Below are 22,108 nucleotides of genomic sequence, written 5' to 3'. Positions count from 1 at the left end.
CCGTTATGCGTCTTCCGATCTGCGTATCGTGACAACGCCGTCGTCCTTCTTGGACAACCGCCAGCCGGCGAAGGATAGAGCGGACATGATGATGGACCCGAGCACAAGCGTCCACAGAATAGGATTTTGCTGATCCGCATAAGGCAGGTAGGCGGTCGTTTCCTTTTTCATGAACAATTTGTCCAGTATCTGAACCAGATGAGGTACGGCATTGAGTACGTTTTTGAAAGGATCCTCGCTGCCTTCCGCCTGTCCTTTCACAAAGGCGGTCAAGGAATCCATCTTCTCTACGTCAGTCGCACTGCGGCTGATAAGCAGGCTCGGATGCACGATGCTGTAATGAAGGGAGAGATCGCCCGCAGCCTTGCGCAGGTCCGCTTTATTCTTCGCTTTCGCCGACTTCTCCAGTTTCGAAATGTCATCCGACAGCTGCTTATAATATTGCAGCCACATGGGCTGGCTCGCATGGGTCAACGCATCGGTCGCGAGCCGAAGCCTGACTGCATTCAGCTGACCTTCGTTCGGGTTAAACTTTACGGCGTTGAAGGTCCGGGTCGCGTCGTTCAGCACGTTCGTCAGCGCACGAATCCCGTCCGCGGTTGTAATGCCTTCAAATTGAATTTTCGGAAGCTGGTCGTTCAGCTGCTTCAGAACCTCCCGGCCGCCGGATACGTCCCCTTGCGTTACCCTCTTGTACATGTCGTCCGCCGTTCGATTGAGCAGTTCCACCTTCTGAAGCTGCTCCTGCGTCGGCTTAGGGGCCGAGGCTGCACGCTCCTTCGCGCTCTGCGCACAGCCGAACAGAATCAACGGGACGGCGGCCAGCATGATGCCGACCCACATCCACTTGCTCTTCTTCAACAAACGCATCGGACATCCCCCTCCAGCTTTCGCGAACGGCGGCCCGAAAGGCGGCGCCGCATGGACAAGCTGCGTTGATTAGCTTACGCCCAGCTCAAGGGCTTCCCCGAAAGCCGCATCCTGAGCCAAGCCTCTTACTTCATCCTATGGGGGGATGTCCGCATTTAGACCGTTTTTCTATGGACAGGTTGAAATGCCGGCCGAATCAGCCAATAAATAATCGACAGGACGATGCTGATTACACTGAGTGCGATCGTATACGTTGCGACCGAAGGAAGCTCGTCCATGAGCACATCCGGCAGCCAAGGAAACACGCCAACGGCATAATCCATGTAATCGTTCCAGAAGCACCAGCACGCTGCCAATAGGATGGAAGGCCAGCGGTAGGTGTAGAAACCGACATACAGCAGCGCCTCGGCAGCCATGCCCAAATGCGAGCCCATCAGCATCCAATCCTGCCAAACGAGCGGAGTGCCCTGGTACGCCGAAGCCAAGATCATGGAGACAGCCCAAATGCCGTACTTGAACGACGTAACCAGCGCAAACGTCTCTACGAACCCTCTTAACGCGCTGCTCCGTTCCGGCTGCCGTCCCCCCGAGGTATAGCGATCGAAAAGCAAATAAACGATGACCAGGGTAAAAAACAAGCTGGCCGTCGGACTGTCGGGAACAAACGGCAAATACCATGGCGACATCTCTTGCGCCGTATAAACAAGCTGTTTGCCGTACCAGATGTAACCGTAGACGGTTCCGAGCAGATTGATCCAGAACAAGCTCCACAGCATGAACCGGCCACCAAGAAAATCGCGTGAAACATAATAGGAAAGCTTCCATGCGGACAACCAGCCCAACCTCCCGCCATCAAAGTAATTTCTAAAAAAACCTGACCGCTTGCACGGTCAGGTTCCGGGAATTTCATTTATTGCGCTTTTTGCTTGGACAGCCAATCCGCCAGCTTGTTCAGGTCGGCATCGGTCAGTCCTTTTTTGATATTATCGTCGTATTGCTTCACCATGTTGCCGTTGCCGTTCTTGATAATACCCATAATTTCATCCTTGCTGCGCTTGTCGCCTACGCCGCGAAGCATAGGAATCCCGGCGGAAGGCATCCCTTTCAGATCGCCGCCGTGACAAGATACGCATGTCGCCTTCTGATATATCTGGGCACCCGGGTCGTCCGGAGCCACGATGGCCGCGGCCTGCGCTCCCGGCTTCTTGGCGCCGCCGGTTTCGGCTCCGCCGGACTTGCCTTTGCCCGCATGCAGCTCTTCTTCGCGCTTGATATTCTCGGGGATGAGGTTCTTCGCCTTCATCTCCTCTTCATAGTGCGACCAGGAAGTGACTGTAAGGTAAACGCAGGAAATCAAGCTCAAGAACATTAAGGTCGATGCAATCGGACGCTTGTAGAAGCGTCTTTCTTTTCCCGTATCGAGGAATGGAGCGAGCAGCAAGCCGCCGAAGGCAACCCCAGGCACACCCAGTGTCCCCAGTACGACAAAATGGTTGGACGTGTAAGGATATTTCAGGAGCTGGTACATGAACAGGAAGTACCAGTCCGGCATCGGAATGAACTGGGTATTCGTCGGATCGGCCGGATAACCGAGCGGAGCCGCTTCGGACATTACGAGACATAGAACGCCGACCAGAACGACAACGCCTACCATCCATTCTTTCAGCAGGAAGTTTGGAATGAACACCTCGGATTTCCCTGGATAAGCGGAGAAATCTTGCGGAATCATCCGCGAGGATTTAGCGCGAACGCGCGAGTCCCCAACATAAACGATTTTTTCGTCAGTTTTATGACCGTGAGCCACGTATCGCCCCTCCTTTTCCAATTCTCGAGTCAAAACCTGGTGATGCAAGCGTTGCAGCGAACATCTTAGAGCGGCCCGGAAATCCCTTGCTTACGGATCATGAAGAAGTGACCGGCCAGCAGCGCGAGAAGCGCGCCAGGCAAGAAGAATACGTGCAGAGCAAAGAACCGTGTCAATGTTTGCGCTCCTACGATTTGTCCGCCTTGCAGGAAGGTTTTGATGTAATCGCCGAGATATGGAACGGAAGCGGCAATCTTAATCCCTACTTGCGTTGCGAAATACGCTTTATTATCCCATGGGAGCAAGTAACCCGTGAAGCCGAGACCCAGCATCACGAAGAAGATCAGCATCCCTACAACCCAGTTCATTTCACGAGGCGCTTTGTAAGAGCCGGTGAAGAATACTCGAAGCGTATGTAAGAACATCATTACGATAACCAGACTGGCTCCCCAGTGGTGCATGCCGCGAACAATGACGCCGAACGCTACCTTATGCTGAAGATAGTCTACGCTCGCATATGCATTGATGATATCCGGCACATAGTACATTGTCAGGAACATACCGGACAAAATTTGTATAACTGTGATAAAGAACGTCAAACCGCCAAAGCAATAAACGAAAGCGGAGAAATGATGGGCCGGGTTTACGTGCTCCGGTACCTCGTGATCCGCTACGTCTCTCCACATCGGCGTGATATCCAGACGTTCATCAATCCAGTTATAAACCCCTTTAAACATCTGATGTTACGCCTCCCTTATTACACCCGTTTGTTTGGACCAAGCTGACCGAGATACACAAAGCCGTTTTCGATCTTGAGATCATACTGGTCGAGCGGCGCAGGTGCAACGGCCAAGTTCTTGCCGTCTGCCGTATAGTGAGCGCCGTGGCAAGGACAGAAGTACTGATCCTTATATTCCGGATTCGCATTCCAGTTGACCGTACAGCCAAGATGCTTACATGTCGGGTTCAGCGCAAAGATTTTGCCGTCTTTGCCTTTGGAAATCCAAGCCTCAAGCTCAGGATCGCTTTCATACCAGCCGTCCACTTGATGCACTTTAAACTTGAAGGATGTCGGCGTGTCCGTAATTTTGGTTTCTTCCACAACCTTCACCCAAGCCGCTTGCGCTTTAGGCTGAAGAATCGGATCCACCGCAAACCGAATCATAGGTACCAGCATCCCGGCACCCATGAACGCGCCGGCTCCGCCAAGGGTATAGGAAAGAAATTGGCGCCGGGACATTTCACGGCGTTTGACCGGCTTCTCTCCATGATGCTGCGCCTCTTGATTCGTGTGATCGTTCATTCTCGTTCTACCCCCTTTTGCAACATATATCAGTCGTTCGACATAACTTTACACCAGATACTAGGACATAACTAATAATAGCTTACGTCCCTTGGTGCGTCAAGGATGGAGACACGCGTTTCATGGGCGTTCCTGTAAGCGCCGCCGCCACTGTTAACGAAATTGTCACAAGTATATTTTTCCTTTTAAATGACGGCACTATTCTTAGAATTTGCATGTTTTCCACAGAACATACATGCTTCACAGCGTTTGGTTTGCGAACCAAAGCCGGGTCATGCGCTCGGCGGCCTCCCGTCTCGCCTCTTCCGGACGATCCGACAGCTGCTCCGGTGTAAACCTCAGAATTAAATCCGCACAGACCTCTTCGATCGGAAGCTCCTCTTCCGTTCTCGGGGTCACGCAGACGACATACCGGAACCCTGCCTCTCGCTTCAGTCTGCCGCACAGGCCGGACAAATCTGCGATATCGCGGGTGTAGTGAAGAGCGGGATAAGTCACCGTACGCCCTTTGAAAGGAATCTCTACGACGTCCAGCGCATCCCTCAGCATTTCCAGTGCCATTGTAGCCTCCCATGGCTGTTCGCCGCCCTGAAGTCCCGTTAGCGGAAGTACGCATGTATCCAGATAAGGCTTCAGTTCCTCCCAGCCGCCTTGCTCGATCTCGCTGAATTTCAATTGAATCACCTTCTTTCCGTACTAAATGTAACACAAAAAAAAGACGCATGAATGCGAATTCATGCGCCTTTCACCAAAACGTCAATAATCCGGGAAGCCGCGATTCATTTACCCAGGGAGCGAAGCGAGTTCAGTTCTGTGGTGAGGGCAATAAAGGATGCTTCATCTCCCTTGGCAAGTGCCGCATCGATCTCTCTGTACAAAGTCTGCTCCCTATATTTGCGCAGTGCTTCGTCGAGCACCATCTCCGCAAATAACCCTAGCATCTGGTCGCTTGTTACGTTCATTTTGCCCATGAGAACCTACCTCCAAACCGGGTTATGATCTAACGGTTACAGCTCTGGCTTCGACTGTTCTCTTCGGTACTCCTCGCCTTTTGAGGCGGCAGCTCTCTATGCTTCGCTTCATTTGCTTTTCGTGCGACGGGAACTCATCGGTGACCAAAGCGTCAGCCCCTACTAAAGCATATTCAGCGTTATTGCCGCAGAGCAGTACAATAGCCCCCCTTATAAGGAATATGCCATCGCCTAATCCGCGAACCCGGGAATCTGCTCGCTTGATCCCCTATTACCACAACGCTCTCCAATTGAACCCCGGAATCACGGCCGCAAATGCCGGTATTGATCCGCCAGGAACCGGAGCCTCAGCGTTTGTCGAACGGGATTACAATTCGTTCTTCATCCGGTACGTAAGTGCCTTCGATCAATCGGCTTCCGAGCTTGGTCACCTGCAAGACACGCCCCAGCCGCTCATCCTCCCCTACCCGGATTAGTCCCAAATGCATCATCATCTGGAGAATGCGCTGATCCATAATGGAACCCGCCGTATCATAATAGAAGGGACGGATTAACGGCTCCAGCGCCGTTCTCAAGGAATCCGCCGTTATCCAGGCTCCCGCAAGCTGCTTGACCCAATGCACAAGCGAGATCAAATTCGGAATCGGTCCCCTGTACAGCTTCAGCCAAAACCGGTAAACCTGGTCCGGATCTTCCCGCTGCCCCTCCCCTAGGCGGGCTTGTCCCTTTTCGGTCAAGGCCAGCACCTGATGATGCTCGGTGATCAGATCCTGGAAGTAGCAGTAGTCGTAGATAAACGAGAACCGGTTCGGATAATCCCGGAACATGCGTCCGTACCCAAACCTCCAAGCGGTCTTCCCTACAGGCTCTTCGCCGACGCCGAGTCTGTCCAGAATTTGCAGAAGGCTCCGCTTGTACATCGCGTTCTCGGCCGTCAGAAGCGTTTCGTTCTCCTTTAAGTAATGAAGAAAGTGCCAAATGTCCTCTACGATCAGCTTCTGTTCATCCCGGTAGGCTTCCGGCTCTTCCGCAGGCTGGACCATGCTTGCCAGCTGCGTGCCAAGCGCGGCGATAAAGCGGCGCTTCAGGTCGGCGGGAACATGAAACAGGTACCTGGTTTGCTGCGAATGGCCGTTGAACAGCCAGCCGCGCTGTTTGAAGCGGGTGATCGTCTCCCTGGGGTTCCCCCCGCCGTCCTCCGAAGCGTCCGTGTCGAATTTGCTTTGCTGTACCCGGGCTATAAGCTCCTCCAAACTGAAGGCGCCTCGAGGATCGAACAGGAGCGAGTTCAAGAAGCGGATATCCTGGATCGTCAGCGCATCGACCTGGTTCTGAAATACGTCTCTGCGGCCGACCGTAGAAAGAATGGACTGAATCAATTCATTCTTCGAATGTCCATTGCATTCGCATTCATATGTAGTGGCGATGCGGCTTAGATCATGAATATCCGCGTAGCTTAACATGTCGGCCAAATTCATGCGTTCGTCCCTCCGTAAGCGAGCTTACTATCCATTATGGGAAAATGTCCCGGATTTAAACGCATTTCGTTATTTTTTCCGGTCGGTCAAGCCCAGTATGATGAAAAAGGCTGCGAATAGCGCCACGAAAATCCCGCTGTACAAAAAGCTTTGCCACATCGCCCATCATCTCCCGTTTGCTTCTTACTCTAGCGTATGCGGTTTCAACCGGAATCGGGACCGTGTCGACAAAAAAAATCGGAAGCAAATCCGTTAAGATTCGCTTCCGGCAGTTCAGCTCAATGATTCAATTCATCCAGGTGGCGCGTGCAATTGAGCAGATGGAAATCCCATCGCTCTCCGTGCCGTTGGATAACAGTCAAGGACGTATTTTTCAAATGATCTTCTATCGTATGCCCTTTATATCGGGCCAGAACCGGCGCGATATATCCGCCGTGACTTACGATCAGGAGGCGCTTGCCGCCATGCTCCGCTTCCGTCTCCTGCAGGAACGAATCCCAGCGCCGAAGCAGCGATTCATCGTTTTCCATGCCCAAATCCAGCTCCAGCTCCCGCCAATGCTCGCCCCAACGCTCGATCCGCTCGTCCACCGTCGTCCCTTCGAGCAAACCGAAGGCCCGCTCCCGCAGGCGCGCATCCACGCCCAGCAGAGGGGTTCCCGTCGTTTCCGCAATCCGTTCGGCCGTTTCTCTGGCCCGTGTCAAATCGCTGGAGAGGATGCCGTCCCAGGACTCGGCCGCGAGCCGTTTGGCAAGCAGTCCCGCTTGAATCCTCCCGACCTCCGCCAAGGGCGTATCCATTTGCCCCTGCATCCTGCCGGCTAAATTCCACTCCGTCGTACCGTGCCGTATCAAACCTAAAGTCGTCATGATCGGATCCTTCCTTTTCCTTTTACTTTATAAAAAGCAAAAAAGCCCCGAAGGGCGGCCGTTCGGCGCATTCCTCAGCTTCGCGTACGGGACAGCCAATTCATGATGAGCAGCGTACAAGTCAAACCGAGCAGGGAGACGAACAGCAAGTAATCCTGCATCGTATGAATCGGACCCACCTGATACGTAAACGGTTTGCTGAAGCCCTTCAAGCTGGCAACGGCCGTCGGCATTGAGTGAACATTCATGGAATCCTCTTGGCTGCTTGCAACGACAACCGGGTCTCCGAGTCGTCCGAATACGGAGGATTCCGGACCGGATGCGGTCTCTACGCCCTTCTGATGGTCCATCACCAAGAAGAGAAACGTAAACATGAACAGCGCAAGGCAAAAGGCGATGATCGCGGTCAGGTTCCGGCGAAGCTTATACGAAAAATGATACATTCGGGCACCGATCGGCATACGCCAAGATTCATCCTCATAAATCCGCTTCATTACGTTCGAGGACACGGGGCTTACGGAGTAGACCGGTTCCGCCTCCTCCGCGGTCGAACGGATGAGCAGCGTGCTTTCCCGCCAAATCTCAAATTCTTCGGCGCACTGCTCGCAGTGCCGGATATGATCGTCGACTGCCTGCCGCTTCGGATCATCCTCCGGCAAATCCCAGTAGATGCCGAAGCACTCATGTATGTCGTTACATTTCATCGTCGATTCATCCCTTCGTACTCCTCAAAAATCGGTTCAAGAAAGTAGGGTTCCAGCTGAAGCTTCACGCTTGCCCTCGCCCTAAACAATAACGACTTGACCGAACTGACCGTCTGGCCCAATATGTTCGCGATCTCCTGGTAATCCAATTGATCGTATTCCCTTAAGATTAAAGCCGAGCGCTGCTTCTCCGGGAGGTTGTTGATCGCGTCGCGGACGAGCGAGACCTTCTCGTTGCGAAGAACCGTCTGCTCAGGCAGCGTTTCGTGAGACGTTTGCGGCTGGTAGCCGCTTTCCTCCAGCGAAACCTTCATATTTTTATTTTTACGCAGCTCGCTAAGCACGGTATTGCGCGCGATGGTGTACAGCCATGTGGAGAAGGTCGCTTCCACTTCGCGGAAGGAGTGAAGACTGCGATAAGCCTTGTAGAAGGTTTCATTGCAGAGATCCTCGGCCATGGATTCCATCTGAGCGCTTTTTAGCATATGAAAAATAAATGCCAATATTTTGCGTTCATAGCGGCGCATCAATTCATCGTATAATTGGACGTTGCCGTCCTTGATTTCTCTGATCAACTGGGAATCGGTCATGCAGCTGCGACCCTCCTTGCGAATCCTGCTTACTCCCAGCGATGCTATACCTTTTTACTGCGAAGGGAGTATAAAAGTTGCGCCTGTTTTTAAAAAAAATTTAAGAACCGGGATATTCTCCTAACTATTCGTGACATACGGTCAAAAATCCTGCTTTTCCGACAAGCTTCAGAACTTTTCCCAAAAAAAGGTGTGCACACTTACCAATTATATGTATAGGAATTCGTCATTCATGCAAAAAAAAAGACCGCCTGAGATTCAGGCGGCTGCACAGAGTGCCATTATTCGGATAGGAGTGGAGAGAAACCATACTGTACTTTTATTATATGTATCCGTTTACAAAATGTCAATAGTTTTTTTGAAAACGTTTCCTTTCTTTTAAAAAAAGAAGACTACACGTGTACCGCGTAGTCTTTTTTCAACAGCTCCAAGGCTTTGTCCATATGGTGCTCTTCCTTGAACGATAAGCGAAGCACGCCCGGTATATCCTCCCGGCTTTCGATAATCTGAATGTTGCTCAAGTTCACCCGATGGTTGCCGAGCAGCGTCGTGATCTGGCCGATAATGCCGGGATGATCCGGTACATCCACGTAAATATCGTAGAATGAATGGATAACACCCTTCCTGCGTTCCGGCAGACTGCCGCGGAACCGGTTCGCAGAGGCGAATTCCCGCTCGATCCCTTCGGCATCCCCTGTCTCGAGAAGCCGGACGAACGATGCCACTTCCCGGTTCCAATCCTGCAGGAGACGAAGCATGACTTCCTTATTGTTAATCAGGATGTCCCGCCATATGATCGGATCGCTGGAGGCAATGCGCGTAATATCCCGGAAGCCTCCCGCAGCCAGGTCGCTGTACAGCTCGTCCGCTTCATTATACTTCGCCACCTGATTGACCAGAGCTACGGCGATGATATGAGGCAGATGACTGATCGCGCCCACGATCTCATCATGATGCTTCGGTTCCACTTTAATAAGGTGAGCTCTTGTCCATTCGAGCAGCTCGGCCAGACGGTCGTAAGCCTCTTGCGGTGTCCCTTCGGAAGGCGTCAGCACGTAGAAGGCATTCTCGAACAGATGCGAAGTCGCCGCTTCGACGCCGGACTTCTCTTTGCCTGCCATCGGATGTCCCCCGATAAAAACCGCCCCGCCCAAATTCAGCCGCTCGGCGCAGGCGCTCACGGAAGCTTTGGTGCTGCCGACATCCGTAACGATGCAGCCCGGCTTGAGCGTAAGCTTCGAGAGCTTCTCAAGGTACGGCTCGAGAGAGCTGACCGGACCGCATAGAAAAATAAAGTCCGCACCCTCCGCCGCTTCATCGAACGAGGTCGTGGCATAATCCACGACCTCGCGTTTCATATACTTTTCCACCGAAGCCGGATTGTTTGAGTGTCCTATGACGGTGACACCGGGCTTGCTCTTGAATGACAAGGCCAGTGAACCGCCGATCAACCCGACGCCGAAGATCGCAATCTTGGTCATGAAACCGCCACTTCGCTTAGTACCTGCTCCAGCGCCTTGAGAAATTTGCCGTTTTGTTCTTCGCTGCCTACAGTGACGCGGATCATGGTCGGGTAGCCCCATGCCGGATCGTGGCGCACGATGATCCCTTTCTTCAGCAGCCCTTGGAACACCTCGCTGCCCGAACGCTTCACGTCGACCATCACGAAGTTGCCGTGCGCGTCGAAGTATGGGAGGCCCAGCTCATCGAATTTCGCCCACAGCTGCTTGATACCCTTGGCATTCGCTTCCCGGCAGAACTCGATGAAATTATTGTCCTGCAGCGCGGCGATCGCAGCCTTCTGCCCGAAGCTGCTCGTATTGAACGGCTCGCGGACTTGGTTGATCGAACGGATGACCTCCGCCCGGCCGGCACCGTAGCCGACGCGCAGCGAGGCAAGCCCGTAAATTTTGGAGAACGTGCGCAGCAGCACGATATTGGCGTGCTCCTTCAGCAGCGCAACCGCATCCGGATATTTGCCGCTCATGTTGTACTCGGCGTAAGCCTCGTCCAGAACAACCAGCACGTGCGCCGGTACGGCCTTCAGGAACGCGCGGATTTCGTCTTCCGTGTTCATGGTGCCCGTCGGGTTGTTCGGGTTGCAAATCCATACGATTTTCGTTTTGTCGCTAATTCGCGCAATCATTTCGTCCAGATCATGCTTGCCGTCCGCCGTCACAGGCACTTCGATCGTCACGGCGCCTTCAATCTCGGCGTTGTGCTTGTACTGAGGGAACGTCGGCCACGCCGTGATCATTTCATCGCCCGGCACCAGGAAGGCGCGGCAAATCATCAGAATAATCTCGTCGGACCCGGCTCCGAAGATAACCTGATTGGGCTCCACTCCCAAATGAGCGGCAACCGCAGCGGTCAGCTCGACGGCTCCGCCGTCCGGATAAATGCTGGTTTGATCGAGCAGGGAAGCGATCGCTTCCTTCGCTTTCGGCGAGCTGCCGAATGGATTCTCGTTGGAGGCCAGCTTAATGACCTCGGTCAGGCCAAGCTCGCGCTTTACTTCATCAATCGGTTTGCCGGGCTGGTAAACCGGCAGATGAACGATATTTTTTTTAGGCTGCACTGCAAATTCACCTCGTCACCAAATATGAAAGAATTTATAATGATTACCCTATCAATTGTCGCACAAATTGGTGAATTTGCAAGAGCCCTTTCGTTTTCGTTTGCTCATCGGCTGTTTGAGGCAGCGATTCCTCGATTTGACGGACCAGGGCGCTGCCTACGACGATGCCGTCGCATTTTGCGGCGAAGCGCTCGAACTGGTCCCTCGAAGATATCCCGAAGCCGATGGCGATCGGCAGATCCGTCGAGCGGCGGACTGTATCCAGGAAGGCGTCGACGCCGCTGTGGAAGTCGGAGCGCGTACCCGTTACGCCGAGAGACGAGACGCAATAAACGAAGCCGCTGGCCCGGCTGACGATGCGCTGGATTCGTTCGTTGGACGTCGGCGCGACGAGCGGAATTAAATGAATGCCGTGCTTCTCGGCCAAGGCGCGCACTTCCGCATCCTCTTCCATCGGCAGATCGGGGATGATCAGGCCGCTGATTTCATTCTCCTGAAGCAGCGCGAAAATACGTTCAAGTCCGGTCTGCAGCACGGGGTTGTAATACGTGAACAAGATAAAAGGCAGCTCGCATCCTTCGCTGCGGGCTTGACGAGCAGTCCGTATGACATCCATAATCGATATCCGGTGAGACTTCAGAGCGCGCTGGCTGGAGCGCTGTATGACGGGACCGTCGGCAAGCGGATCGGAATAAGGCACGCCAAGCTCGACCATAGCGGCTCCGGCCTTTTCCAGCTCTTTAATGATGCGAACCGAGGTTTCCAGATCCGGATCCCCAACGGTAATGAAAGGAATAAAAGCAGGCTGCTTCTTCTCGCGCAGCTCCGCGAATTTACGGTCAATGCGATTCATGCCCGTTACCTCCCAAATATTTCATAATCGCATCAACGTCCTTGTCGCCGCGACCGGACAAGCTTACCACGATAATTTGGTCCTTGCCCATCGTCGGAGCAAGCTTGATGACCTCGGCGACGGCATGCGCGCTCTCGAGCGCCGGAATAATGCCTTCCTTGCGGCTCAAGAGCTGCAGCGCGTCGAGCGCTTCCCGGTCCGTGATCGGTACGTAGGTCGCTCTTCCGGTTTCCCGTAAATGGGAATGCTCCGGTCCGATCCCCGGGTAATCAAGACCTGCGGAGATCGAGTGCGCTTCCTGCACCTGCCCGTATTCATCCTGAAGCAGATAGCTCATCGAGCCTTGGAATACGCCTACGCTGCCAAGCGTCATCGTAGCGGCGTGCTCCTTCGTATCGATCCCCCGTCCGGCCGCTTCCACGCCGATCAAACGTACGCTTTCGTCCTGAACGAACGGATAGAACATGCCGATCGCGTTGCTTCCGCCTCCGACCGCCGCAAGCACGGCATCCGGCAAGCGGCCTTCCAGCTCGAGAATCTGCTTCCGCGTTTCATCGCCGATAATTCGCTGGAAGTCGCGTACCATCATCGGATAAGGATGTGGTCCCGTAGCCGATCCCAGGATATAGAACGTATCGTCCACATGGCTGACCCAGTAGCGCAGCGTTTCATTGCAAGCATCCTTCAGCGTACGGGTACCCGAGGTGACCGGCACGACCTCCGTTCCGAGCAGGTTCATGCGGAATACGTTAAGCTGCTGGCGCTTGATGTCCTCCTCGCCCATGAATACTTTGCACTCGAAGCCGAGCAGCGCCGCAACGGTTGCCGTCGCCACGCCATGCTGGCCTGCGCCGGTTTCGGCGATGATCTTCTTCTTGCCCATCCATTTGGCCAAAAGCCCCTGGCCGAGCGCATTGTTGATCTTATGTGCGCCCGTATGGTTCAGGTCCTCCCGCTTCAGATAAATCTTGGCTCCGCCCAGGTGCTCGGTCAACCGGCCCGCGTAGTACAATGAAGTCGGACGGCCCGAATACCGGTGCAGCCAATAGTTCAGCTCCTCCTGGAACTTATCGTCTTTCGCATATTTCTTGAAGGCTTCTTCGAGCTCGATCAGCGCATTCATCAGCGTCTCGGGAACGTACCGTCCTCCGAACTTGCCGAATCGCCCCTGCTCATCCGGTCCGTTAAACAAAGCGTTTCACCCTTCCCACAAAACTGGTTATTTTATCCATATCCTTCATACCTTCCGTCTCCACGCCGCTAGAAACATCCACACCGTCAGGACGATAACTTTCAAGCAGCTCATTCACGTTGTCGGGGTTCAATCCGCCGGCTACGATCAGCCTCACGCCGGCCTCGCGGCACCAGGCCTGATAAGGAGGAATGGCTTCCCAAGCGAACGTCTTGCCGGAGCCGCCGCCGTAAACGGGGTCGAATGTATCCAGCAGGATCCCGTCGACGTACGGTTGATAAGACTGCAGTCTTTCTTGGATCACGAGCTCCGGCGACGTTTCTCTTGACCCAGCTCCTCCGGTCAGCGTAATAACCTTAAAGATTTGCAGACCTGGATAAGCTTCCTTCAGCCAGCGGCAGTACGCCGCATCCTCTTGTCCGTGCAGCTGCACGACGTCAAGCGGCGCTTCCTCCAGCACCGCAGCCAGCTCTTCCCGGCTGAAGTTCACAAATACGCCTGCGGCAAGCGGCCGGTCATCCCCGCGCGCTTCCTTCATGCGCCGGATCCAGGCTCCCGCCTGTACCGGAGTCACCTGCCGTTTGCTCCGCGCAAATACGAATCCGATATGATCGACCGGCAGCGAGGCGACGGCGAGCACCTGCTCCTCCGACACCAAGCCGCAAATTTTTACGCTGGTCATGAATCAGCTCTCCTTAGCAAGCGGCGAAGCGGCGTCAACCCGTTCGCCCAGCAAGTCCGATACCGCCTGCCCCACATCCGGCTGGCGCATGAAATGCTCGCCGACCAAAACCGCTTGTGCGCCCACGGACAGAAGCCACGGAATTTCCTCCGCCTTCGAGATCGAGCTTTCGCTTACGATGGTCGTCCCTGCCGGAATATGCTTCGCCAGCTCTTCCGTGGTCCGGATATCCGTGGCGAACGTATGCAGATTGCGGTTGTTGATACCGATCAGCGACGGCTGCAACGTAAGCACCCGGTCGAGCTCCTCTTGATCGTGCACCTCGATCAGGACATCCAGACCGATGCCCCTGGCGATGGCCGAGTATTCGCGCAATTGTTCCGTGGTCAATATAGCGGCAATCAGGAGGATGGCGTCCGCTCCGATGACGCGGGCTTCATAGATCTGATACGGATCGATAGTGAAATCCTTCCGCAGCAGCGGAACCTTCACCGCTTGCCGAATATCGGTCAGGAAGCCGTTCGCCCCCTGAAAATAGTGCACGTCCGTCAGCACGGAGATGCAGTCCGCCCCCGCCTGCTCGTAAGCCCGGGCAAGACGAACCGGATCGAAGTCTTCGCGGATCAGTCCTTTCGACGGAGATGCTTTTTTCACTTCGGCGATCAATCCCATAGCGCGGTGACGGCCGGAAGTAATCGCCCGCTCGAACCCGCGGCATGCCGGCAGCGTCGCGATCGTCTTTTCCATGTCAGTCAGCGTCGTCCTCTGCTTGAGCTCGGCCACTTCTTGCTGTTTCGTCGTTACAATTTTATCAAGAAACATGTCTGATTTCTCCTGTATAATGGACTAATTGCTCCAGCTTGGCGGCGGCCTTGCCGGAATCGATCACATCCGCCGCGTGCTTGACTCCCTCCTGCAGTGTATCTACCAGACCCGTCACGTAGAAGCAAGCTCCCGCATTGGCGAGTACGATATCCCTGCAGGCACCGGATTGTCCCAAGAAGATGCTGCGTACGATCTCAGCGTTGGTCTTGGCGTCTCCTCCGACGACTTCGCTTAAAGAATATGTTCTTAGACCGAGCTCTTCCGGAGTAATCGTGAATGTCCGGATGTCACCGTTCTTCAGCTCCGTCACCTGCGTCGCATCGGAAATGCTGATCTCGTCAAGACCGTCGAGGCTGGCTACAACAAGCGAGCGTTTCACACCCAGCGCCTGCATTACATGGGCGATCGTCACGGTCTTCCCTTTATCGAAGATGCCGAGCACTTGACGATCGGCCCCTGCAGGATTGGTCAGTGGACCAAGAAGGTTAAATACGGTCCGGGTTCCGAGCTCTCTGCGCGAAGCGGCTACATGCTTCATGGATTGGTGGTACAGCTGGGCGAACATGAAGCAAATGCCGACCTCCTCAAGGCAGTGTCCGGCCTGCTCCTGATCCAGCTGTATGTTCACCCCTAGCTCCTCCAGCACGTCGGCGCTGCCGCTCTTGCTGGACATGGCGCGGTTGCCGTGCTTCGCTACGCGTATGCCGCCGGCCGCTGCCACGATCGCCGCCGTCGTCGAAATATTGAACGTATCGGCGCCGTCGCCGCCCGTTCCGCAAGTATCCAGGAGCTGTACCTGCTCCGTTCTTACCCGATTTGCTTTGGCCCGCATCGTCTCGGCGAAGCCCGTAATCTCCTCGATCGTCTCGCCCTTCATCCGCAGCGCCGTAAGAAGTCCTCCGATCTGCGAAGGCGTCGCATGGCCCTCCATCAAGTCTGACATGACTTGGCGTGCTTCCGCCCGGGTCAAATTTTGCGAGCCGATCACCTTCTGAATTGCCTGCTGCACCGTCAACTGTTGTTCCATTCTTCACGCCTCCCCAAATATTCGCTCTATCATTATCCATTTCCTATCTCAAGCGCCGGCTTATTGATAGTAATCGTGATTAATCAGCGCATATTCTCTCGGTTTCTTCGCAAACACGGCTTCAGCGATTCGGATCGATTTCAGCATGCCTTTGGCCTTGTTGAACGTCTCCTGGTATTCGCTTTCCGGCACGGAATCCCAAACAATGCCTGCTCCGGCCTGTACGTAAGCTTTGCCGTTCTTGAAGATGATCGTCCGGATCGTAATGCACGTATCGAGATTGCCGGAAAATCCGAGATAACCGATGGCTCCCGCATAAGCGCCGCGCGACTCGTTCTCCAGCTCGGCGATAATTTCCATCGCGCGAAGCTTAGGAGCGCCCGAGACCGTGCCGGCCGGGAGACAGGAGATGAAGGCATCGTAGAAATCTTTGTCCTTCGCCAGCTTGCCAGTGACGTTGGAGACGATGTGCATCACGTGGGAGTAACGTTCGATTTCCATGAAAGTATCGCATTTAACGGTGCCGAATTCGGAGACGCGGCCGAGGTCGTTGCGGCCCAGGTCCACGAGCATTAAGTGCTCCGCGCGCTCTTTCTCATCGGCCAGCAGCTCTTCGGCGAGCGCCTGATCTTCTTCCGGCGTCTTGCCCCGGGGGCGCGTTCCCGCGATCGGGCGGGTTTCGACCTTCTCGTCCTCCACCCGCACGAGCAGCTCGGGCGAAGTGCCGACGACGACCTCGTCGTCCATTTTCAGACAGTACATGTAAGGCGAAGGGTTCAACGTCCGCAAAATCCGGTAAACCTGCAGCGGCGAGACGTCCGTCTCGATCTCGAAGCGCTGCGATAGCACCACCTGGAAAATATCGCCGGCCCGGATATACTCCTTCGCCTGCTCCACATTCGAGATGAATTGCTCCTTCGTCAGGTTGGATTTCACCTCGCCCAGCTCGATATCGTCCGGAATCGCATGACCGCCCATGAATAAGGATGGAAGCGGCCGCTTCATCCGCTCGATCGTCGCATCGATTTTGGCGCAGGCGGCTTCGTATGAGGCCAAGATGTCCGCATCGGTCCCATGCTTTGGCACATGCACGTTCGCAATCACCTTAAGCTGCTGCTTGAAATGATCGAAGGCAATCACCTGGTCGCAGAACATGAATTGAATATCGTTCATTTGCAGGTCATCCTTGCGATGAGGCGGCAGCTTCTCGTAATACTGGAGCAAATCGTATCCGAAGAACCCGACGGCGCCGCCCGTGAAGCGCGGCAGCTCCGGAAGCGACGGGCTCGTATAATGGCGGAGATAAGCTTTGAGCAAATCCACCGGCTTCTCATCGGATACGACCTTTCCGTCCGGACCGTCTATATACACTTTGCCGTGTTTGGCGTGCATCGTCATGAAAGGATCCGTTCCGATAAAGGAGTAACGAGCCCATTTGACCCCGCCCTCCACGCTTTCCAGCAGAAACGCCTGCTTCTCTTCGTAAAAATGCTGGAAGACGCGGATCGGCGTTTCCGTATCGGCCATCAGACTGCGGACGATCGGGATCAGGTTGTACTGTTTGGCCAGCCGCAATACTTCTTTCGCTTCCGGTGTGTACATGGACATCTCTCCTCTTCTCTGCTGGGCTCGAGCGATGAGCACAAAAAAGCCTCTACTTGTTAAGTAGAGGCGGTTCATTTCAGCAGAAGACGAAGTCGGGAGACGAACACCGGGATGAATTGACGCACGCGACAAATAAATAGAAAAGTCCAATAAGCAAACTTCTCGCGTAAGCGTCTTCCCCTGCACTCCGTTCCATAACTCACTAAGATTACTCGCTCGTCTCGTCTAAACTCTACTGAACTGTCTTGCACTCGGCTCTACTCTACTCGTTCCTAAACAACTTCTCAGAACTAACTATACTACCTCTATTGTGCTCTTGTCAATTTGGATAAATCGGGACGGAGGCGCATCGCTTCTTTCAAATAAACGTGCTGGATTTCGTCCTGCTTCTTCTCCGTATTGACCATAACCATCAGCCGGATGCAGAGCGGCAAGCTGCCTTCGACCGGTACCTCCAAGGAGCACATCAGCGGCACCAGCTCCCAGCCTTCCATTTCGCGAATGGCCCGGGCAGGGAACGTAGCGGTCAAATCCTGGGTTACGGTAACGAATACGCTGGCGATTTCATCCGGCACGATGCCGTTATTGGCAATAATATGATTCAGGAGCTCGGTGGTTGCGCTTAAAATCTCGTTCTCTTCATTGTGTTCCACGGTGGTTGCGCCGCGGATTCCCCTCACGAACATCCGTTAGTCCTCCTGTTTCATTCGATTGACGATTTGTTTGACCGACTCGGCGGAGACGTTCTTATCGATGACAACCTTGCCGATATCGGTCGGAATAATGTATACCATCTTGCCTTCATTGAATTTCTTGTCATGCATCATGGCCCGCATGATTTCGTGCGTATCCAGATGCGCCGGAATGCGAACCGGCAGTCCGAATTTACGGAAAATCCGTTCCGTGACCGTATCGATGTGTTCGGGATAACCGAGCTTGACCGCCAGCTTCGCAGCCGCTACCATCCCGATGGCGATGGCTTCACCATGCAGCAGCTCCCCATAGCCCGCTACCGCTTCAAGCGCATGTCCGAGCGTGTGCCCCAAGTTCAGTATGGCACGAAGGTCGTTCTCCCGTTCATCCTTAGACACGACGGCCGCTTTCACGCTGCAGCCCATGTACAAGCCGTGTTGAAGCGCTTCGGAGTCCAGTCCGACCAGCTTACCGGCATTCTCTTCGCACCATGCCGTAAATTCAGCATCCCAGATCAGACCGTGCTTGATCATCTCCGACAGCCCGGCTCTGACTTCGCGGTCCGGCAGCGATTGCAGCGTCTGCGTATCGTAGAACACCATCTCCGGCTGATGAAACGCGCCGATGATGTTCTTCGCTAGCGGATGATTCACCGCGACCTTGCCTCCGACGCTGCTGTCGTGCGCCAAGATCGTTGTCGGTACTTGGACGAACCGGATTCCGCGCATGTAGCTTGCCGCAACGAAGCCGGCCAAATCCCCCACAACGCCGCCGCCGAGCGCGATAACCGTCGACTTGCGGTCGAGACCGGCCTCAAGGGCCGTCGCGACAACATCCTCAAGCACCGCGAGCGACTTCGATTTTTCGCCGGAATCGACCGTATGGGCCGCCACCTTATAACCGGCGCTCTCCAGACGTCCGGCGACTTCCTTCAAATACTTGGGCCCGACATGGGTGTCGGTCACGATCAAGAGCGGCGAGCCCTTGCCGATGCCGTGCTTCTCGAAGTAAGCGCCGATCTCGCTTAACAATCCTTCCCCGATGTAAATCGGGTAGGACCGTTCGCCCAAGTTAACCGTCAATTCTTTAATCATATTCGGTTCCCCCGTCCGCCAGCCATCTTCATGAAAGCCGATTAATAGCTTTTGACCTGTTCCAGGTAGCTGTTGTAGTTCCGGCGGATTTCTTCGATCGAATCGCCGCCGAACTTCTCCATGAACGCCTTGGCCACTTCCCAGGCGACGACATTCTCCAGAATGACGCCTGCAGCCGGTACCGCGCATGTATCCGATCGCTCCACCTGGGCGGTGAACGCTTCCTTGGTATCGATATCCACGCTCTGCAGCGCCTTATACAGCGTTGAGATCGGCTTCATGACCCCTCGCACGACAATCGGCTCGCCCGTCGTCATGCCGCCCTCGAAGCCCCCTGCCCGGTTGGTTGCGCGGGTGAAACCGCGGTCCGCATCGTAGTTGATCTCGTCATGAACCGTCGAGCCTCTGCGTTCGGCCGCCTCGAACCCGATGCCGAATTCCACGCCTTTGAACGCTTGAATCGAGACGACCGCCTGGGCAATCCGTCCGTCCAGCTTGCGGTCCCACTGCACGTGGCTTCCCAAGCCTACAGGAACACCTTCGATAATGCATTCCACGATGCCACCCAGCGTATCGCCGTCTTCCTTCGCTGCGTCGATCGCCGCGATCATCTTGGCTTCCGCTTCCGGGTCCGTAACGCGGACCGGAGACTCCTCCGTGATGCGAATCAGCTCATCGATAGGCAGCTCCTTGCGGTTCACCTCTACGTCGCCGATCCGGATGACTTGTCCCGCCACTTTGATGCCGAATTCCTTCAGCAGCTCGCGGGCCATGGCCCCCACGGCCACGCGTATGGTCGTTTCGCGCGCGCTGGAACGCTCGAGAATATTGCGCAGATCGCGCTGATTGTATTTCAAGCCGCCGTTCAGGTCCGCATGTCCGGGACGCGGGCGATTCACGCGCCGCTTCGTCTCGTCGCTGCCTTCAATCGGCTCGATGTTCATTACCGATGTCCAGTGCTTCCAATCGTTGTTCTCGACCACGAGGGCGATCGGAGCGCCGGTCGTTTTGCCGTGGCGCACGCCGCCGAGGATAGCAGCGGTATCCTTCTCAATTTGCATGCGTCGTCCCCGGCCGTAACCTTTCTGACGACGGGCAAGCTGGTTGTTCACTTCCTCAAAATTAATGGTCACGTTGCTCGGAAAGCCTTCGATAATGGCCGTCAGCTGCGGACCGTGCGTTTCCCCTGCTGTCAAGTATCTCACTTCTGTCTGTCCCCTTTCATCCTATCCCACAAAAGCCCTGGACCGCTTCCCGCGAACGGGTCTCGGAGCTGTGTAACGCTTTAGCGCTTTTATGTACTCCATTCCTGTAATTATAGTATAGGTACCCTCGTTTGACAAGAAATGCGGGCATAAAAAAAGAAGCGCCGTCCAGGCGCCCTTACGCTTCATTCGATCGATCGCGCGAATCGGTTTTACCCGTTAACCGGTTGTTTCTTTAATAGGCCGACGTTGTTCGGCTGCTCCGGCTCGTTCATCATCCCCATCACCTGAAGCGAATCGATTCCGAGGATCTGAGCGCACTCCTGCATCGTAATAAAACCGCGTCGGTAAGCGGTGATCACCTTGCGTTTATCCATTCGAGCCCTCCTGTCCGCATTCTAGCTGTACCGGACGAATGATATGTTTCTAGTATGGGGCTCGCAGGCGTAACTTATACCTATGATTGCAATTTACGGTAAAAAAACGTATCCGCCGGCTCAAGCTCATATTGTCCCGGCGAGAAGATTTGCTCCGTGCTGCCCACGAACAGGATGCCGCCCGGCTTCAGCGCCTTCGCAAATTTGTGATAGAGCAGGTGCTTCGCCTCTTCGGTGAAATAAATCATGACGTTGCGGCAAATGATCAAGTCGAACTGCGTATCGAACGGATCCGTCAGCAAATTCTGCTTCTGAAACCGGATCGCCTTCTTGAGCGAATCCGCAATATGATAGGTCAAATTCTCCTGGCGGTAATACTTCTGCAAATACTTGGCCGGCACATCGCGCACCGAACGGTCCGCATAGACGGCCCGCTTCGCCTTCTCCAATGCGCCCTCATCGATATCCGAGGCGAGGACGACCGTCTCCTGCAGAACCCCGAGCTCCGACAAAATCATTGAGAGCGTGTAAGGCTCTTCCCCGGTAGAGCAGGCGGCGCTCCAGCATTTCAGCTTGCGCGATTTGCGCACCATCTCCGGCAGGAACCGCTGCTCGAGCACCTCCCAGCGGTTCGGATTGCGCCAAAACTCGGATACGTTGATGGTCATCCGGTCCAGGAACTCATAGAACAGCTCTTTGTCCTTGGTCATGGCTTCGAAGAACGCAGCGAACGTAGCATAGCCTTTCTTCATTCGAAGCGTGGTCAGACGCCGCTTCATCTGGGCTTCCTTGTACTGAGCCAAATCGATGGAGGTGTAATCCTTAACCTTTTTAACAAAAAGCAGAAAATCCTTATGTTCCTCCAAGCTGACTCCCCCGTTTAAATCCAAGGCTGTACCGTTTTTTCGTAAGATACGATTTCATCCTGCGCGAAATAATTGGCAATTTCACGCGCCGCGCTTTCCGGCGAATCCGAGCCGTGAATCAAATTCAGATTCGTATGTACGGCGAAATCGCTGCGGATCGTTCCGGGAGCCGCTTCCAACGCATCCGTCTTGCCGATCATGGCGCGGGTTAAAGCAATGGCGCGGTCGCCTTCCCATACCATGGCAAATACCGGACCGGAAGTAATGAACTGAATGAGCCGGTCGTAGAAATCTTTGCCGTAATGCTCCTCGTAATGCTTCTCGGCTTGCTCCCGGCTGACTTGAAGCAGCTTGGCCGCCACCAGCTTGAGTCCTTTACGCTCGAAGCGCCGTACGATTTCTCCTACCAGTCCGCGCTGAACGCCGTCCGGCTTTACCATTAGAAACGTTTGTTCCATAACCAAGCTCCTCTCGGGTTATAGTAGATAACGGAATAAGAGCGGAAACCTTGCTTCTTGCGGC

The 22,108-nt window shown here is 54.6% G+C and carries 25 protein-coding genes; all 25 read right to left on the bottom strand.

The features are described 5' to 3' along the window. Nucleotides 1–3 precede the first annotated feature (3 nt). On the bottom strand, nt 4–870 hold the full coding sequence (locus tag O9H85_RS11160) for a sporulation protein YpjB (protein WP_269881430.1): 867 nt from the start codon (nt 868–870) through the stop codon (nt 4–6). Nucleotides 871–1,025: 155 nt separating this feature from the next. Continuing rightward, on the bottom strand, nt 1,026–1,703 hold the full coding sequence (locus tag O9H85_RS11155; RefSeq protein WP_269881428.1) for a DUF1405 domain-containing protein: 678 nt from the start codon (nt 1,701–1,703) through the stop codon (nt 1,026–1,028). Nucleotides 1,704–1,780: 77 nt separating this feature from the next. After that, nucleotides 1,781–2,674 carry a menaquinol-cytochrome c reductase cytochrome b/c subunit gene (locus tag O9H85_RS11150; protein WP_269881427.1) on the bottom strand — a complete coding sequence of 298 codons (894 nt, stop codon included), beginning with the start codon at nt 2,672–2,674 and terminating at the stop codon, nt 1,781–1,783. Between the two features lie 65 nt (nt 2,675–2,739). After that, on the bottom strand, nt 2,740–3,411 hold the full coding sequence (qcrB, locus tag O9H85_RS11145; RefSeq protein WP_269881426.1) for a menaquinol-cytochrome c reductase cytochrome b subunit: 672 nt from the start codon (nt 3,409–3,411) through the stop codon (nt 2,740–2,742). A gap of 20 nt (nt 3,412–3,431) precedes the next feature. Beyond that, nucleotides 3,432–3,977 (bottom strand): QcrA and Rieske domain-containing protein, encoded by a 546-nt coding sequence (locus O9H85_RS11140; RefSeq protein WP_269881425.1) that lies wholly within the window; start codon nt 3,975–3,977, stop codon nt 3,432–3,434. Between the two features lie 240 nt (nt 3,978–4,217). Next, on the bottom strand, nt 4,218–4,661 hold the full coding sequence (locus O9H85_RS11135) for a DUF2487 family protein (protein WP_333474192.1): 444 nt from the start codon (nt 4,659–4,661) through the stop codon (nt 4,218–4,220). Nucleotides 4,662–4,756: 95 nt separating this feature from the next. Next, on the bottom strand, nt 4,757–4,948 hold the full coding sequence (locus tag O9H85_RS11130; protein ID WP_269881423.1) for an IDEAL domain-containing protein: 192 nt from the start codon (nt 4,946–4,948) through the stop codon (nt 4,757–4,759). 347 nt (nt 4,949–5,295) lie between these two features. Next, nucleotides 5,296–6,426 (bottom strand): hypothetical protein, encoded by a 1,131-nt coding sequence (locus O9H85_RS11125; protein ID WP_269881422.1) that lies wholly within the window; start codon nt 6,424–6,426, stop codon nt 5,296–5,298. A gap of 278 nt (nt 6,427–6,704) precedes the next feature. Next, complete coding sequence (locus O9H85_RS11120; protein ID WP_269881421.1) at nt 6,705–7,295, bottom strand: histidine phosphatase family protein; 591 nt, start codon at nt 7,293–7,295, stop codon at nt 6,705–6,707. A 74-nt stretch (nt 7,296–7,369) separates the two neighbouring features. Continuing rightward, a complete protein-coding gene (locus tag O9H85_RS11115; protein WP_269881420.1) occupies nt 7,370–7,999 on the bottom strand; it encodes an anti-sigma factor family protein in 630 nt (209 codons plus the stop codon). Then, nucleotides 7,996–8,589, bottom strand: a complete 594-nt coding sequence (locus O9H85_RS11110; RefSeq protein WP_269881419.1) for an RNA polymerase sigma factor — start codon at nt 8,587–8,589, stop codon at nt 7,996–7,998. Before O9H85_RS11110 ends, O9H85_RS11115 begins: the two co-directional genes overlap by 4 nt. 392 nt (nt 8,590–8,981) lie before the next feature. Next, nucleotides 8,982–10,070 carry a prephenate dehydrogenase gene (locus tag O9H85_RS11105; RefSeq protein ID WP_269881418.1) on the bottom strand — a complete coding sequence of 363 codons (1,089 nt, stop codon included), beginning with the start codon at nt 10,068–10,070 and terminating at the stop codon, nt 8,982–8,984. After that, nucleotides 10,067–11,167, bottom strand: coding sequence for a histidinol-phosphate transaminase (hisC, locus tag O9H85_RS11100; RefSeq protein ID WP_269881417.1), 1,101 nt, complete (start codon nt 11,165–11,167; stop codon nt 10,067–10,069). The genes O9H85_RS11105 and hisC overlap by 4 nt, the downstream gene beginning before the upstream one ends. A gap of 43 nt (nt 11,168–11,210) precedes the next feature. Beyond that, nucleotides 11,211–12,020, bottom strand: a complete 810-nt coding sequence (trpA, locus tag O9H85_RS11095) for a tryptophan synthase subunit alpha (protein WP_269881416.1) — start codon at nt 12,018–12,020, stop codon at nt 11,211–11,213. Then, nucleotides 12,007–13,212, bottom strand: a complete 1,206-nt coding sequence (trpB, locus tag O9H85_RS11090) for a tryptophan synthase subunit beta (protein WP_269881415.1) — start codon at nt 13,210–13,212, stop codon at nt 12,007–12,009. The genes trpA and trpB overlap by 14 nt, the downstream gene beginning before the upstream one ends. Further along, nucleotides 13,205–13,894 (bottom strand): phosphoribosylanthranilate isomerase, encoded by a 690-nt coding sequence (locus tag O9H85_RS11085; protein WP_269881414.1) that lies wholly within the window; start codon nt 13,892–13,894, stop codon nt 13,205–13,207. The genes trpB and O9H85_RS11085 overlap by 8 nt, the downstream gene beginning before the upstream one ends. 3 nt (nt 13,895–13,897) lie before the next feature. Then, nucleotides 13,898–14,716, bottom strand: coding sequence for an indole-3-glycerol phosphate synthase TrpC (gene trpC / locus O9H85_RS11080; protein WP_269881413.1), 819 nt, complete (start codon nt 14,714–14,716; stop codon nt 13,898–13,900). Beyond that, entirely contained in the window at nt 14,706–15,746 is a 1,041-nt protein-coding gene (gene trpD, locus O9H85_RS11075) for an anthranilate phosphoribosyltransferase (RefSeq protein WP_269881412.1), read from the bottom strand. Before trpD ends, trpC begins: the two co-directional genes overlap by 11 nt. 60 nt (nt 15,747–15,806) lie before the next feature. Further along, nucleotides 15,807–17,348 carry an anthranilate synthase component I gene (trpE, locus tag O9H85_RS11070; RefSeq protein WP_269881411.1) on the bottom strand — a complete coding sequence of 514 codons (1,542 nt, stop codon included), beginning with the start codon at nt 17,346–17,348 and terminating at the stop codon, nt 15,807–15,809. A gap of 308 nt (nt 17,349–17,656) precedes the next feature. After that, complete coding sequence (aroH, locus tag O9H85_RS11065) at nt 17,657–18,037, bottom strand: chorismate mutase (RefSeq protein ID WP_269881410.1); 381 nt, start codon at nt 18,035–18,037, stop codon at nt 17,657–17,659. Nucleotides 18,038–18,040: 3 nt separating this feature from the next. Continuing rightward, nucleotides 18,041–19,138 carry a 3-dehydroquinate synthase gene (aroB, locus tag O9H85_RS11060; protein WP_269881409.1) on the bottom strand — a complete coding sequence of 366 codons (1,098 nt, stop codon included), beginning with the start codon at nt 19,136–19,138 and terminating at the stop codon, nt 18,041–18,043. 41 nt (nt 19,139–19,179) lie between these two features. After that, nucleotides 19,180–20,343 (bottom strand): chorismate synthase, encoded by a 1,164-nt coding sequence (aroC, locus tag O9H85_RS11055; protein WP_269881408.1) that lies wholly within the window; start codon nt 20,341–20,343, stop codon nt 19,180–19,182. A 212-nt stretch (nt 20,344–20,555) separates the two neighbouring features. Beyond that, nucleotides 20,556–20,720, bottom strand: coding sequence for a hypothetical protein (locus O9H85_RS11050; protein WP_269881406.1), 165 nt, complete (start codon nt 20,718–20,720; stop codon nt 20,556–20,558). An 80-nt stretch (nt 20,721–20,800) separates the two neighbouring features. Beyond that, nucleotides 20,801–21,586, bottom strand: coding sequence for a CheR family methyltransferase (locus O9H85_RS11045; protein ID WP_269881404.1), 786 nt, complete (start codon nt 21,584–21,586; stop codon nt 20,801–20,803). 14 nt (nt 21,587–21,600) lie between these two features. Next, nucleotides 21,601–22,044, bottom strand: a complete 444-nt coding sequence (ndk, locus tag O9H85_RS11040) for a nucleoside-diphosphate kinase (RefSeq protein WP_269881402.1) — start codon at nt 22,042–22,044, stop codon at nt 21,601–21,603. Nucleotides 22,045–22,108: the final 64 nt, after the last annotated feature.

This window comes from Paenibacillus gyeongsangnamensis, from assembly GCF_027533625.1.
GTDB classification, from domain to species: Bacteria; Bacillota; Bacilli; order Paenibacillales; family NBRC-103111; genus Paenibacillus_G; species Paenibacillus_G gyeongsangnamensis.
Note: the sequence above shows the minus strand (reverse complement) of the source record. Positions and strands in the feature narration are given on the sequence as shown.

Bases quoted from the DNA above. Each gene is read 5' to 3' on its own strand.
- O9H85_RS11160 (WP_269881430.1), bottom strand. From the start codon at position 870: ATGCGTTTGTTGAAGAAGAGCAAGTGGATGTGGGTCGGCATCATGCTG.
- qcrB (WP_269881426.1), bottom strand. From the start codon at position 3,411: ATGTTTAAAGGGGTTTATAACTGGATTGATGAACGTCTGGATATCACG.
- O9H85_RS11140 (WP_269881425.1), bottom strand. From the start codon at position 3,977: ATGAACGATCACACGAATCAAGAGGCGCAGCATCATGGAGAGAAGCCG.
- O9H85_RS11130 (WP_269881423.1), bottom strand. From the start codon at position 4,948: ATGGGCAAAATGAACGTAACAAGCGACCAGATGCTAGGGTTATTTGCG.
- O9H85_RS11125 (WP_269881422.1), bottom strand. From the start codon at position 6,426: ATGAATTTGGCCGACATGTTAAGCTACGCGGATATTCATGATCTAAGC.
- O9H85_RS11120 (WP_269881421.1), bottom strand. From the start codon at position 7,295: ATGACGACTTTAGGTTTGATACGGCACGGTACGACGGAGTGGAATTTA.
- O9H85_RS11115 (WP_269881420.1), bottom strand. From the start codon at position 7,999: ATGAAATGTAACGACATACATGAGTGCTTCGGCATCTACTGGGATTTG.
- O9H85_RS11110 (WP_269881419.1), bottom strand. From the start codon at position 8,589: ATGACCGATTCCCAGTTGATCAGAGAAATCAAGGACGGCAACGTCCAA.
- O9H85_RS11105 (WP_269881418.1), bottom strand. From the start codon at position 10,070: ATGACCAAGATTGCGATCTTCGGCGTCGGGTTGATCGGCGGTTCACTG.
- trpA (WP_269881416.1), bottom strand. From the start codon at position 12,020: ATGAATCGCATTGACCGTAAATTCGCGGAGCTGCGCGAGAAGAAGCAG.
- O9H85_RS11085 (WP_269881414.1), bottom strand. From the start codon at position 13,894: ATGACCAGCGTAAAAATTTGCGGCTTGGTGTCGGAGGAGCAGGTGCTC.
- trpC (WP_269881413.1), bottom strand. From the start codon at position 14,716: ATGTTTCTTGATAAAATTGTAACGACGAAACAGCAAGAAGTGGCCGAG.
- trpD (WP_269881412.1), bottom strand. From the start codon at position 15,746: ATGGAACAACAGTTGACGGTGCAGCAGGCAATTCAGAAGGTGATCGGC.
- trpE (WP_269881411.1), bottom strand. From the start codon at position 17,348: ATGTACACACCGGAAGCGAAAGAAGTATTGCGGCTGGCCAAACAGTAC.
- aroH (WP_269881410.1), bottom strand. From the start codon at position 18,037: ATGTTCGTGAGGGGAATCCGCGGCGCAACCACCGTGGAACACAATGAA.
- aroB (WP_269881409.1), bottom strand. From the start codon at position 19,138: ATGATTAAAGAATTGACGGTTAACTTGGGCGAACGGTCCTACCCGATT.
- O9H85_RS11050 (WP_269881406.1), bottom strand. From the start codon at position 20,720: ATGGATAAACGCAAGGTGATCACCGCTTACCGACGCGGTTTTATTACG.
- ndk (WP_269881402.1), bottom strand. From the start codon at position 22,044: ATGGAACAAACGTTTCTAATGGTAAAGCCGGACGGCGTTCAGCGCGGA.